This window comes from Nostoc sp. CALU 1950 (genome assembly GCF_051172895.1).
Classification (GTDB): domain Bacteria; phylum Cyanobacteriota; class Cyanobacteriia; order Cyanobacteriales; family Nostocaceae; genus Nostoc; species Nostoc edaphicum_A.
On the sequence record NZ_JBDNJQ010000205.1, the window covers coordinates 1 to 13,391 of the forward strand.

Consider the following 13,391-nt stretch of genomic DNA (forward strand, 5'->3'; position numbering starts at 1 on the left):
GCAAGATGATCCGCTTGATAATTGCTCCGAGTATCATAGTCACCAGCACGAGCTAGAGCGTCTATAAAGTTGCCACGTACAAATGGTAAGGGGGCAATCTCTTTGGTTCTATTGGAATGTTCCACTACAAACCATAACCACGCAGCACCACCAATTAAACCACCAACCAGTGCCATTGGATTGACCGCATAACAAACCGCTCCAATCCCCCCAGCCAGCAAGCCAAGTACACGGGTCATGTCTGCTTCGTTCTCAGATTGCCGCGCTATTTCAAATAATTGATCCTTGCGCTCTTGCAACCATTCAGAAATATTTCCTGCCTCCAAATGGGATAAAGCCGGATAAGAATCGCGTAAGTACTCCGTTTCCTTAGTTGTAATTTTTGGGATATTATTGTTTTGCATAAAACAAATGCCTCGTTGAGTTAAGAAACCGCCCAACTGAAGAGTTATTGAGCGGCGCTCACTTTAATCTTTAGTCAATCGCCAAATAGCAAACCCAATTTCACCTGCCATCATTGTGCCGATATTAAATAAGATGCAACCCAAAATCATGAATGGGGCTGTAAATTCAAATGGGTTACGAGCTGCAAAGGTGGTGACAATATCGAACACCCAAACCGCAATCACAACTAGCCCTGCACTAGAGCGATCGCGTGTCCCTGCGGTCTTGTAGTCTTGCCACAACTGGCCTACCAAGTCAATCTTGCCACTAGGCTTGGTTTCAAGCTCATAGACCATGTGATCTTGAAGTTCCCGCCTAGCTGAATCTGGGTTTTTACCGCGTAGGGCATGGGCTTCAATTACCTGAACACCTACAGAAACCATAAATGCCAAGTAAAACAAGGGGTTGAACAGTGCAAACGGCACATTTAGCCAATTCCAAGCCGGCTCAAACCAAGGACAAACAGGCGGCCCCTGAAAGATTAATTGCCAAGTTGAATCAGCACTAATTATGGAACCGCCGATAAATAAAATCCCACCTACCAAGGCACGACCCGCGCCACCGTTAGCAACAAACTGATTGACTATAGCGGCGGCTGCCCTAATGGGTAAACCAACAATCATCACAACAGCCTTGGCGCAAAAATCGATGATTTCACCAAGCGATCGCTTCTTACCTTTGGGTTTACCATCGCTGTTACCAGTACTATTACTTTCTGCACCAGATGTTCCTAACGCCATTATTTTCTCCTCACTGGTTTGATATTTTGAACGCTTTTACAAACCTCTTTGGCTTTGTGCTTCCACTTCCAAATTCCTTCTTCAATCCGACCTATGCAGCGCCCAGAAGCATCAAACACATCAACAATCTCATCATCTTGATAAAGGGTTGGGTCTGGTCTGGGATTGCGTTTACTGCTGTCAAAATAATTCGTGATTCTTAGAGAACGAGTTGTGGGCATGACTCCGGCTTCATATAAGGCATCGCTAGTTTTTGCCCGTTCTTCTATGCGCTGACGTTCTAATCCTTCGGTGGCTTTTAATCTTTCGGCTTCTGCATAAGCCCCTAACTTGGGTACTAAAGGGATGATTACAGGCAAGAAGCAGACCCCGACACCAACCAAGGCTAAATACAATTGCTTCTTGTACATCTCACTGTGCCATTGCGCTGATTAGTGCAAATTTTTCCCATTGCTTTAACTCATGCAGTCGTTTAAATACTGACTCCGCTTCATTGCTAGGAGGGTTAGAAGATTCACACTCTAACCATGCTTGATGAGCGATTTTTGCAATTAACCAGAGTGTGTCTGATTCGCTCATCTTCTCTAGTCCTTCCCCCCATGTCTCACACATATCTTTAATGAGTGCATTGTCGTGAGAGAGAGAGTAATATCCTACAGGGTGCGCCATTTTGATATCCTTGAATGTGTGTACTGATTTCATCCCTGATCTAAGTCACTTGTGCAAACGCTTTTCTTGACAGGGCAAGCGTTTGCCCAATTAATCCTCATCAGAACTGTTAGCAAGTTGTACTTTTTCAATGCCATCTAAAACCTCAGAAATTGATTGAATGGCATCATTCAAAACCAAGTCGTTTGATGTAGTAAAATGCTTCGATGTTTGCAGTCTCCTATATTCGGGAGTAGCTTGAACCAACCTTAAAGTTTGCTCAACACCAGCCAGAATGATTACGATTTCTTCTGTGCTAACAATACTGTTCATCAGATTATTCACCTCTTATCGCCTCCAAATTTCCTAAGTTAATTTGATGATTGTTATTGACAGAGAATCTTTCATTTACTACTTTCTCTAGAGCTTTTCTCAGCCAGTAAGCGGGGGTTGTTCCATCCATTTCTGCAAGCATTCTGATAGCTGGAGTCAAGTCTTGAGGGACGTTGTAATTAAGCCGCTTGGTTAACATCGGTCGTTTCTCCTAAGTAAAGTTTTTTCATTTCTGATAAAGCAACGGTTCCCGGATTTTCGGGAATCAACAAATTACTTTCTGGAATACAAGATTTAAGTAATCTTTCTTTAATCAACATCTGCACAGGCGCGATCGCAAACGCACCGCCACACAAAGTTACTTTGCTGCGTCTGGCTTTCACGGATACGTCATCTAGGGCATAAGCCAAGGGAGAATCTTTCATCCATGAATGAATCGCGTTCTCTAACTCAGTCCCAATGTCTTCGCCATCAGGTGCAATCGCACTTATGCCGTTATCACCAACGGTTGCAGTTTCTAAAATCTCGCGCAGTTGGGAGGGGCGAATCATTTTAGAAGAATCGGTGTTGCTCAATGCTCTGGAGAATTCTTTGATTAGTGTGGCAACACCACCGCCACCATTCGGACTACAAGTTACCCGTTTTGGTAATTTGCCGAGATTACTGTATTCGCTGATTGTGGCTGTACCATATCCAATATCAAAAGTATGGAATTGTTTATCGTCAAAGCGTTCGCTTGCCCAAAGTGATGCACCATATCCTTCTGGAAATCCCAGAAAGCCAAGTTTAGAAAAGCACAGACGATATCTAACACCATCTACCGCTATCCACTTGCATTGTTCAATGGCTTTTTTTAGTTCTAATGGGGAAGCTAGCGAGAGGGTTGATAAACGAATATGCAAGGTTCTACGCTTGTTGGAAGTCCCCGTGGACAACTCAAGCAGATTTGGCAGAGATGCAATTGCACCTAATGCAAGGATTGGGAAGTAGTGTACTTTGTGATTCTCGGAATCACTCATCGCTATATATTCCTTACCTTGCAATCTAGCTGAGGAGCCTACAACCCAATGCTCTACAACATCTTTGTTGTTTTCATCTTTGCCTCGGCTTAGGCTGAAAGCTCCTAATTCTCCAAATGGTACTGATGGCACACAACACACTAAAGATTCAGTCTTCATCACTGGTGTTGTGCCAGTTTCGTTATTAACGAAAGCCTGATATTTAATACTGGAGCGTCCAGCATCTAGCATCAAATGAATTACCTTTTTTGATGGCATTGATGCTTTCTCTGTTATAGTTTCAGGCTCGTTTGTGTTAGGTGCATTCGCGCTTATAGATGTTGGTTGTTTTTTAGGTCTTGACATATCGTTTTACCCTCAACTTTTTATCGTCACTGTCACAAGGAAAGGTAGTCATCATCAACTAACGTTTCATGTTTCATGTTTCATGTTTCTAGCGAGTGAAAGTATCGTTTCACGGTTGTTGTGAGGCTGAAACATTGATGCAACCGTTGAAACTGTTTCATGAAGCATTCTGTGAAACACTACTGAGTATCTTGGCTCCCCCTTGTGGGAGCCTGTGACAGCATCGAGTTTTGCAAAATCTGAAGTAAAAGGAAGTTAACGACTTCTGCATGATCATTAATGCCTAATTCCTGCGCTTTATTGCTGATAAATGGGTGTAAGGATTGCCTGATTGTTACTCGCATAAATTCTCCTCAAAATAATTTGCAGGCTAAAGTCGCCAAGAATACGTGTATCTTGCCTGCCGTTGGCGTTTCTGCCTTCTCTGCTTTTGCGTGGTAGCTAATTAAGTAACTCTGCCGTTTCAACCATCTGATACAGGCTTCGTCAAACCGTGGCATTTATGCCATAGCCACACTATAACACCAAATTACTCCATTACGCTATAACTCTAGTACGCAAAAATGAAAATTACTGATTATAAGTGGATAATCTAAAAGTAGAGTTTATGAGTAATTGCGTAATTGTGGGTAGACCTAAAGGGGATAAACCAGATGAAGTGGCACATCTTAGAGCAAGGATGCCAAAGGATATGCACACAGAATTTAAGCTGTGGTGCGTTAAAAATAATCGGACGATGGACACCGTGATCTGTGAGCTAGTCCAGGAATTTTTGGATAAGCAGCATTCACAAGGATAATTGCGTACTAGCGTATTAGGTGTAGAATTGCTTTCAAAGGCTATAGATAAAAACAGGTATGTTGACTCAAACAGCAACTCTAATGCCACTAAGTACATTTATCCCCGTTTTGACGGCTATCAGCGATCGCGATTGGGTACGGTTCAAGGAACTTGAAATCAGTTTTGCAAACGCTCACGGGGTCGAAACTTGGGCAGATGTTTTCAACTTCCGAATCATGCCCGCGCTAGAGCCAGAGGCTAAAAGATGGCTGTTAGTGACAAAATGCAGCCAAGGTATTAAGTCAGTCAAAATTTTAGATTAATGTCTTTTTGAAGCAGCATCAACAAATTGAATTATTCTTAGTCACACTAATACTATTAATAGAGTGAGGTATTTGTTTGGTTTTTAATACTAGTTAAAAACTCGGTAAAGCTTTGCTGTGTCTTGGCTTGAGGAAAATAGATAAATTGTTTTATTTTATAAAGCTGAGATATTTATTATTTTTTTGCCTGACATAATTTACTATTAAATAAGACTATACCCTTAGTTCATCTTTTCTAAGTGTCATGTCACCAGATATACATAAGAAAAGAATGCCTCCCCAAGACTCAACTTGCTTCAACAAGTTGTTTAACAGTCCTAGAAGACACCCAGTCATTTTTATCTCTATTAAATTTCTTTATAACCTAATGTTATCAGTTCCTAGTACTTCTTACAACTTCCTACAACAGGTTATAGAGAAATTTGATTAAAAATTTGGTGAATCTTCGGGGGAGGTAAAGCCCACACAATTTACCTCACAAGGATTTCACAATGGTAGCCCAATTAACAGGACAAGAGGCCGTTGGCGGCTGCGTTATGCCAGGGGCGTTCGCCTCCTTCGACATCCGAAATTTTCAAGATCAGCTAGAACCAGCCAAAGAAAAAGGCAAGTACATCTGCCCCGTTTGCGGGGGGCACAACTTATCTATCGTCCCAGAAACCGGGAAGTACAGATGCTTCAATAATTGTGAGTGCAAGGACATCCGAGAGGCAATCAAACCTTGGGATGAAGTGCTGACAGAGCGACAAAAAACTAATTTCAGTGCAGCACCCAACAAAAACCCAATCAGAGTTAAGAAGGTCAAGCCCAACCCAACCCCAATTCCAGATGGCGAATTAGGTTTGGTAATGTTGACCGAGCCAGCAACCAATATTCCCCAACCTCAAAAATTAAAGAGTAAGCGAAAGGGCATCCCCGGAAACGCAACCGAAACAACCTATCAATACTCCTCAACCCAATGGATTGACCGTTACGAATGGGCAGACACCAGTAAAGAGAAAGGTTATGACAAGAGTTTTCGGCAATGGCATAGACTCCCCGACGGCACACCAGAAATGAAGAAGGGTGATCAACCTTGGGGGGCATATCGCATTGATGAAGCGCTAGCCGCCGCTAAATCAGTAAATGTCACCTCGGCACTACTCCAGCATGAAGGCGAGGGATGCGTAGAAGTTGGTCGCGCACATGGGATTGCTGGGATTACGTTTCAGGGCAGTGGATGGGATACGAAAACCATCACCCCAGAATACCAACGTGTTAAAGATTCAGGCATAGGATTAATCGTTTTTCTGCACGATGCTGACGACACTGGCTTAAAGAAACTCCAGACCTGCCAGGACTGTGCAGCCGAGGTGGGTATTGCATTTATTGGAATTAACCCTCACGACATCTGCCCCGATTTACCATATAAATCAAGTGACATCAAAGAAATCTTGGGGCAGATGGAAGTACCAGAGTTTATCCACAGGTTAGAGCAGGAGATCCACGCGGCTGTGGCAGAGCGTGAGCAACTGGCAAAGCTGCAAAATTTTGATGATCCTTTAAATGATGAAGATCCAGTTGTCAGCTTCATTCAAATTGCTTTCAAAACCCTCTATGGGGATAAGAACTGGATTTGTGCTGCGGATAAGCTCTACTTTCACACTGGCAACCACTATAAACACTCTCCCGACGACACAGAGCGTAGACGGATAACTAATTTTTGTAACTCCTTTGCAGTTGAAAATGAGCAAGGTAAAAAATCTTATCCCTACGCTTCACCCAGTTCAGTTAAGAAGGTTCTAGAGTGGGCAAAAATGCGAACGGGAATTGAGGCAGAATTACTCAATCCACCAGGGATTAACTGCACTAATGGGATAGTTAGACCCGTTTTGATAGGTAATAAGGTTATTCCACGGCTAGACCCTCATACCCCCGAAGATTACTTTATTTATGAACCGTTGATTGAGTACAATCCAAACGCTGATACTACAGATTGCGACCGATTACTTGAGTGTTTGGATAGGCCCCAGCGAGAAATTCTTTTGAGGAACTTAGCCGCATCAATTGACCTTGCAACTGTTAGAAAACTCAGAGGAAGAGAGGTAAAAGCAATTTTAGCAGTTGGGCTTGGGTCTAACGGTAAAGATGCTCTGCGCGAGTGTGTATCAATCATTTACGGCGAAAATGGACTAACTTCTGTCTCTTTAGCAGACTTCCAATTATACGACGAAGGCAGGAAGTTTAACTTAGCTCCATTGATGCACAGCAGGGTAAATTGGGCATCAGAAAACCCACAAACGTCGAGAATCGACAAGATTCAAAGCTTAAAATTATTTGTAACTGGTAACAAGTTGCATTGTGAACGGAAGGGTAAAGACCATATTGAGTTTACCCCTGAAGCCATAGGTATTTTTAACTTGAATGAAACACCATCATTACAAGGAGTAATGAAAGCAATTCAAGATAGGATTGCAGTTTTAGAGTTTAAGAAAACCTTTGAAAAAAATCCAGATCCTAACAACCCAAATGAATTACTAGCTGATCCAAGATTCGCTTACGACAAGGAATTTATCAGAACGAAAGTAGCCCCAGCATTTCTAAATAAAATGCTGCAAGCCCTTAATGACCTGATAGAAGAAGGCATTGATTACGAATGTACAACTGATGCTTTCTACAACCTTCAGAAAGAAAATAATCACCTATTTGACTTCATAGAAGCTGCGAACATAGGCTATGTCCCTGATAAGGAAATGACTGCAAAAGAGTTATGGGTAAGACTGGAACATTACTACACTCAAACTGGCACATTAACTATAGATTCCGATAACAACCGCAGAACGTGGAGCGAACAGGTTAGACCCAGTGACAAAAACGTAAAGGGTATCAACCAAGTCATCGCCAGAATCGCCCAACTCTTCCCCAAGGCTGTCAAGGGAACTAGGTACTGTGACATTGCTAAAAGAAACATCCCAGTACTTAAAGGCATCGGCATTTTGGAAGTTACCCGCACCACTTTAGACTCTACCCGCACCACTTCCGCACCACTTGCCGCACCAGAAACCTCGCCAAATCAAGACTTCCGCACCACCCGCACCACTTTTTCAGATTCCCAGGAAAAAAACATTGAAGAGGAAGATATGAAAATTGAATTGCTTCCTATCCCATTGAAAAAAGAAGAATATGTACCCCCAACTGGTGCGGGTGGTGCGGAACCCTTACAGGATAAGGAAAACTGCTGCGGGGAGTCCTGCGAAACTGGTGCGGATCAACTAGAAAGTGGTGCGGGTATGCTAACTGAGGATCAGGCAGCGATCGCCGCGCCAATTGCATCCGATACTGTTTTGGTAAAAGCTGAGGACGAGAACTTATACTCACTGTTGCAGATTGAAATCGACGGCGGGAACATTGCAGGGTTTGTTGGTTGCCAAGTTGAGGTGCGATCGCTTAGTGGTGCGGTCAAGTTCGCAGGTGAGATGATTAACTACGACTCCAAGAATGGAATTGTGACTGTGGCAACAGAGCAAGGGAACCGAGATGCGATTTTATGCGAGACGTTTGTAATGGACTAAGGAATGCAACTGGCCATCGCTACTGTCGTGACGGGAGCTTAATCGAAAGCACTTCTAAATTAGGTTGCTCCATGTCCTGTATTCCTACCGAATTAGAGGGGATTATAAGTAAGGCATCGTGTTGATTGATACCAAATTTTGATGACTGTCAAAATATGCCGTAAACCACCCCTAGTATCCCTCTACTGTACCAAATGACAGTCGTTTGACAGTCATTGTCCAAAACCCCGATGACTGTCAAACGACTGTCGTTATACCCCCTAAAGGTGCTTTTGGGCGTATTTTGACAGTAGGCAGGAAGCGCGATTTCTCCCCCAAAAGTGGATTTCAGGGTTTTGTATAAGTGATACCATACTCACTATGGTTTCATGCCCTGCGGGTGGCTGTGCCATCTCTCGCTGCGCTCGTGACATGAAACCGTCGTTCGCCCGAAGGGGTTTTTTAGTACTACAAAAGCACTGCATTTGTAGCATAAATCTTTGATGTCGCCACTAACGATTCTCAGAATTGAGAAACTAAAAACATTCGGCAACGTTGCGGGAAGTGATGACCATGTTACCAGGAATAGAGAAACACCCAACGCAGATCCAACGCTTATAGAATGTCCGGTTAATTGGGGGAGAAGACGACCGCGCACTCGAAGAGATAGTTAAAGAAAAAATCTCCACGCTACTGCATCGCCCTCGGCATGATGCAGTCTTATGCACCGAAATGTTTCTCTCGGCATCGCCATCATGGGGTTATATCTGTTGTGTGGCTCCCTGAATAAATAAATATTTGCAATAGTCGAGCCAGCACTGACTGGCGCTCACGCCAAATTAAGGTTTTGGGGCGGTTAGGTTATCTTATTGACATTTGGCAACGCAGTCACAGGAAGTTAGCGATCGCAATCTCGCAACTGTAACTTCCAACTCCTGACTTCCGACTTCCACCAACTAGCTTCGGAAGTCGGAAGTTGCCGTAACCTATCGCAATGTGCAATAAATTTTTATTGTTTTTTTCAACGGGTTTGCAACCTCCAAACCTTTATCAGGCTTAGTTAAATGACAATTGTCGCACTTTCACGGGTGACCGCCGAGAGGTAGAGACACTTCACAAATCTATCTTTCGATAGACCTAAAATAAGCTTGTAAATAGCTTGTGTAACTATCTTAAGTAATAAATTTAGTATTGACATTTAAAATTATTTCTGATAGTTTTAAGATAGGGAAATTAGTATATTCATTGACAATTCCCAAGATTTGCATGTAATCTAAATATATGAAACAAGTCCTCAACAGACAGTTTGTCTATTGAGGACTTGCGTATATTCATTCCTGAAAAAAGTTTTCGACGACAGATTCAGGAAAAAGTACTTTTCATTCCAGTTATAAGACTGGCTATTTTAGTATGGCACAAAATTTTGATTCTTGCAATAAATCTAATCTAAGCATTGAATTAACACCATTGACTAACGCAAGCATCGAAGAAAAACCGGAAACAACCAAAGAAATATCTGTCGAGATTGTCTTAGACAATACTAAAGAAGTTTTAGAAACAATGGTTGAAGAAACTCCGGTTAGACGCTGGATGGACATCGCTGCTCCAATTTTGCAATCAGGCGGCAAAACTGTAGCTGTCATATTAGCATTAGGATTCGTTGCAATACCTTTAATGATTAGTGGTAACCCTTGGGTAGCACCTATCTTAGCTACAGGTGCTTGCATAGTAGCAATTAGTTCGTGTTTTTAACGTCTTTGTAGTTAGGTGTAGCGACCTGTAATACTAATCGCTCAAGCCTGCAATTAAAGAGCAATCATTGGTTTTGAGCCAGGATTAGGTGCAACTATAAAAGTAAAGGAAACGTTCGTTTTTTTTACTTTTATAGTTGCATTTAATCCTGGCTCAAAGCGATGATTGCAAGGTTAGTTGCAAATAATCCTGGCTCAGTTGCATTTAATCCTGGCTGAAGCGCAATTATAGTTGCATTTAATCCTGGTTTGTAAATGTCTTGATTGCAGGTTTTAGCGATTAGTATTGCAGGTCGTTACACTTATAGGATGGTTTTACATATAACCATTATATTTAATATCTCCTTCATTTATGCCAATATCATTACGCATTCTATTAAGAACCTGTAAAGCATATTTTCTAAATTCTTTCCAATTGAATTCTTCACCATTAATATATTTAAGTATATAATCAATGGCTTCGTCATAAGCATCTATAACATTTTGAGGAGCAAACATAACTAGTTCAGCATGATTTTTAAGTCTTTTTTTGTTAAATTCATATAAGATGCTTTGGTTAATTGTTGTTTCATCTCCAAGTGCTTGATGAAAAATAATTTCGTTAACGAAATCAAGAAGCGGCTCGGCAAGAGAGCGATATAATTCAAGTTTATAACGATGGAATGCTAAATGATTTTCTCGAATAATGCTCAAATTATTATCAATTATTGTCTTCTGGCTATCTAGTTCAAATTGTAAATTTTGGCTTCTATTTTGTAAATCATGTTGTAATTCTGCTCTTAAGTTTTCTATTTCAATATTTGAAACTTTATTGAGTTCATTCTTTTTTTCTTCTACTTGTGTAAGTAAAGAAGATTTATATTCTTCTAACTTTTTCTCTATCAAAAACTTTTGAAATCCTGCACTTCCAAATATACCAGCTATTAAACCTACTAGGGCTGTAACAGATTGCTTAATTCCTTCTTCTCGTAAGATATCAATCCATGTTATCTTTAAATTAGTTGGAGAAACTAATTGTTGAGCATTCGCTGTAAAGTTTATTGAAATAAAAAATATTAGCACTAAAATAAAAACAAATATATATAAGTTGTTTTTGCTGATTTTTCTTATTATTTTAATTAAATTAGATAGCATGAGTTGATTTTCCTTGTTGAAATTTTGCCATTGGTTTATAAACAGGTATGGACAAAAGGAGAAAGCTCATTAAATATAGCACTCATGGAGGCATTGGTATGAATATCCAAATCTAATCTATCCTCAATATCACCACGAAGATAGTTAGAGTTTTCGTAATCATCAACAATAAAATTGTCCAGTTGGTTCTGAAAAGTTGTCTGGTCACTAAAAAGAGTATATGCTTGCGTCTGTTGCATTCCTAATCCTAAGCTCAGAGCGATAAATGTTGCTCTAGCAGTAGACATGGATAAAATTTTCAAAGCACCCATAAACTTACTCTCACGCATTAAAAGTTGAATTTTATTTCTAGATATTAAGTAATTTCCAGTTGGAGATATACTATTAATTTACAAAGGTGAGTCTAACTCTTAGTTAATTTTATTGAAATAGTAAATAAGACTTTTTACAAAATCTTTAATTCTTTAAAAAAAAGAAATTTTACTGCATAAAAATATACTTTTTCAAATAATCTTTATATTAAGTTTGAGCAGAGCTAGAAAATTTTTAGTAATATATAGCAAGGGACTGGGGACTGGGTGAAAAGTCTTTTTGTGTCTAAGTTTTATCATCTGTTGATGTCTTAACCACCAAGACTTTTGCTATAGAAGTATCAACTCTTTTTTTCTTAAACCCAGACTCCACAATGCTTTTAGGCTATCTTGCCCCTGGTGACAGCTTCGCTATATCTACGCCTAAAACTAATTTTATTTAAATTTAGAAGCGCAATCGCAGACTAACTATTTGGCATTGGCCCAAGATGGACGTATTTAGCAATTGATAACTGTTCGCAATAACTATGCAGTGGCGCGACTCTCAACGGAGTAATGGGGCTTGTGGCGTAGTAGACTGTCCATAATATACCGTGTACACCGGACACTATCGCTAATAATCAATGAGGCCACCGCCCCCAGTTCGTCTACCCAACAAGCATTACAGGTCTAGAGAATACCTTACACCAAGTGAGGTGCGATCTCTCCTCGATGCTGCGCTCGATCGTAAAGCTCGTTATTCCCACCGTGATTATACACTGATGTTGCTCATGTTTCGCCACGGTCTGAGGGTGGGGGAAGCTGTAGGGGCTAAGTGCGGTTTAAGGTGGGATGCAGTGATGTGGGGCGAACGCCAGATTTTCATCACCAGGGAAAAGGGCAGTGATTCTGGGGTGCATCCCTTGAGAGATGATGAAATAACTTTGCTCAAAGAACTCAGAGAGATGTTGCCCGATAGTAAATATATTTTCGTTTCTGAGCGTGGTGAGGTGATGTCTACTGATGCAGTGCGAAAGCTGCTTGGGCGACTGGCAGCACAGGCGGGGCTTGATATCAAAGTTCACTGTCACATGATGCGCCATGCTTGCGGTTATTATCTGGTGAATCAGGGTTATAACACTAGGGAAATCCAAGACTTCCTCGGACACCGCGATATCAAACACACGGAGAAATATACCAAGCTAAACGCTCGACGCTTCCTGAATTTTGATTGGGGTGATTTGTAAAATTTTGACTATCGCGGGTTATCGCGATTTCAAATCTACATTTTGAGTCTAAGTGTAGTGACCTGCAATACTAATTGCTCAGGCTTTTGCCCTTTGGACAAAAGCGCCACAATACTTAGGTTTGGCAAAAAAAATCAAAATAAACGGCTCGGTATTTTATTATTTGGATCTCATTTATATCTCTATCACAACTAAATTCCACAACAAATCAATAGCTTCTCCTACATATTTTGAATTCTGGTTTTGCGAAATCCATTGGGCAATAGTAGCGACAACGTTGCTTGAGTTTTTCCCCAATTTGATTAATGCGTTAGTAGCTGAGTTACGCACCCTTTCGTTATCATCATGGAGTTGGGACAGGAGTGCTTTGACTACTTTTTCCGAGGCATTACCAAAATTACCTAATGCCCTATTAATAGTATAGGTAACTAGCATTTCGGTTTCATCATGAAGTTGGGATAGGAGTGCTTCGATTACCTTTTCCGAGGCATTACTTAAGTTGCCCAATGCCTGAGTAGTGGAGGTACGTACTATCTCGCTTTCATCATGGAGTTGGAACAGGAGTGCTGCAACTACCTTTTCTGAGACATTACTCAAGTTACTCAATGCGCTAATAACAAGAAAACGCACACTTTTGCTCTCATCATGAAGTCGGGACAGGAGTACTGCAACTACCTTTTCCGAGGCATTACTTAAGTTGCCCAATGCCACAGCAGCATAGGTAACTACCATCTCGCTTTTATCATGAAGTCGGGACAGGAGTGCTTCGACTACCTTTTCCGAGGCATTATTTAAGTTGCCCAATGC

The 13,391-nt window shown here is 41.1% G+C and carries 15 protein-coding genes and 1 pseudogene; 5 read left to right on the forward strand and 11 right to left on the reverse strand.

Going from position 1 to position 13,391, the window contains the following annotated elements:
• The 8 genes and pseudogenes from ABF638_RS33495 to ABF638_RS33530 form a co-directional block, all read right to left on the reverse strand.
• Positions 1-404 (reverse strand): annotated as a pseudogene (locus ABF638_RS33495) (hypothetical protein); the annotation flags it as partial.
• Positions 405-467: 63 nt separating this feature from the next.
• Positions 468-1,184, reverse strand: a complete 717-nt coding sequence (locus ABF638_RS33500) for a hypothetical protein (protein WP_435027123.1) — start codon at positions 1,182-1,184, stop codon at positions 468-470.
• Positions 1,184-1,594, reverse strand: a complete 411-nt coding sequence (locus tag ABF638_RS33505; protein WP_435027124.1) for a hypothetical protein — start codon at positions 1,592-1,594, stop codon at positions 1,184-1,186. The genes ABF638_RS33500 and ABF638_RS33505 overlap by 1 nt, the downstream gene beginning before the upstream one ends.
• 1 nt (position 1,595) lies before the next feature.
• Positions 1,596-1,853, reverse strand: a complete 258-nt coding sequence (locus tag ABF638_RS33510; protein WP_435027125.1) for a hypothetical protein — start codon at positions 1,851-1,853, stop codon at positions 1,596-1,598.
• Positions 1,854-1,943: 90 nt separating this feature from the next.
• Positions 1,944-2,165, reverse strand: a complete 222-nt coding sequence (locus ABF638_RS33515; RefSeq protein ID WP_435027126.1) for a hypothetical protein — start codon at positions 2,163-2,165, stop codon at positions 1,944-1,946.
• 4 nt (positions 2,166-2,169) lie between these two features.
• A complete protein-coding gene (locus ABF638_RS33520) occupies positions 2,170-2,364 on the reverse strand; it encodes a hypothetical protein (RefSeq protein ID WP_435027127.1) in 195 nt (64 codons plus the stop codon).
• Positions 2,345-3,529 (reverse strand): hypothetical protein, encoded by a 1,185-nt coding sequence (locus tag ABF638_RS33525; protein ID WP_435027128.1) that lies wholly within the window; start codon positions 3,527-3,529, stop codon positions 2,345-2,347. Before ABF638_RS33525 ends, ABF638_RS33520 begins: the two co-directional genes overlap by 20 nt.
• Positions 3,530-3,708: 179 nt before the next feature.
• Positions 3,709-3,873 carry a hypothetical protein gene (locus ABF638_RS33530; protein WP_167756050.1) on the reverse strand — a complete coding sequence of 55 codons (165 nt, stop codon included), beginning with the start codon at positions 3,871-3,873 and terminating at the stop codon, positions 3,709-3,711.
• Between the two features lie 263 nt (positions 3,874-4,136).
• On the opposite strand from ABF638_RS33530, the gene ABF638_RS33535 reads away from it, so the two are divergent.
• The 4 genes from ABF638_RS33535 to ABF638_RS33550 all read left to right on the forward strand — a co-directional run bounded on the left by ABF638_RS33535 (position 4,137) and on the right by ABF638_RS33550 (position 9,914).
• The gene (locus ABF638_RS33535) at positions 4,137-4,328 is read left to right on the forward strand and encodes a hypothetical protein (RefSeq protein WP_141699832.1); all 192 of its coding nucleotides are present in this window, start codon (positions 4,137-4,139) and stop codon (positions 4,326-4,328) included.
• A gap of 58 nt (positions 4,329-4,386) precedes the next feature.
• Positions 4,387-4,632: a hypothetical protein gene (locus ABF638_RS33540; RefSeq protein WP_322746390.1), complete on the forward strand. Its 246-nt coding sequence runs from the start codon at positions 4,387-4,389 to the stop codon at positions 4,630-4,632.
• Between the two features lie 491 nt (positions 4,633-5,123).
• Complete coding sequence (locus ABF638_RS33545) at positions 5,124-8,183, forward strand: DUF5906 domain-containing protein (RefSeq protein ID WP_435027129.1); 3,060 nt, start codon at positions 5,124-5,126, stop codon at positions 8,181-8,183.
• 1,446 nt (positions 8,184-9,629) lie between these two features.
• Positions 9,630-9,914 (forward strand): hypothetical protein, encoded by a 285-nt coding sequence (locus ABF638_RS33550; RefSeq protein WP_435027130.1) that lies wholly within the window; start codon positions 9,630-9,632, stop codon positions 9,912-9,914.
• Between the two features lie 314 nt (positions 9,915-10,228).
• Here the strand turns inward: ABF638_RS33550 and ABF638_RS33555 are convergent, their stop codons facing one another.
• Positions 10,229-11,047: a hypothetical protein gene (locus ABF638_RS33555; protein ID WP_435027131.1), complete on the reverse strand. Its 819-nt coding sequence runs from the start codon at positions 11,045-11,047 to the stop codon at positions 10,229-10,231.
• 35 nt (positions 11,048-11,082) lie between these two features.
• Positions 11,083-11,358, reverse strand: coding sequence for a hypothetical protein (locus tag ABF638_RS33560; RefSeq protein ID WP_435027132.1), 276 nt, complete (start codon positions 11,356-11,358; stop codon positions 11,083-11,085).
• A gap of 623 nt (positions 11,359-11,981) precedes the next feature.
• Between ABF638_RS33560 and ABF638_RS33565 the strand changes: the two genes are divergently transcribed.
• Entirely contained in the window at positions 11,982-12,584 is a 603-nt protein-coding gene (locus ABF638_RS33565; protein ID WP_435027133.1) for a tyrosine-type recombinase/integrase, read from the forward strand.
• A 174-nt stretch (positions 12,585-12,758) separates the two neighbouring features.
• On the opposite strand, the gene ABF638_RS33570 is transcribed toward ABF638_RS33565, so the two are convergent.
• Positions 12,759-13,391 (reverse strand): HEAT repeat domain-containing protein (locus ABF638_RS33570; protein ID WP_435027134.1); only part of this gene is annotated, 633 nt, incomplete at its 5' end.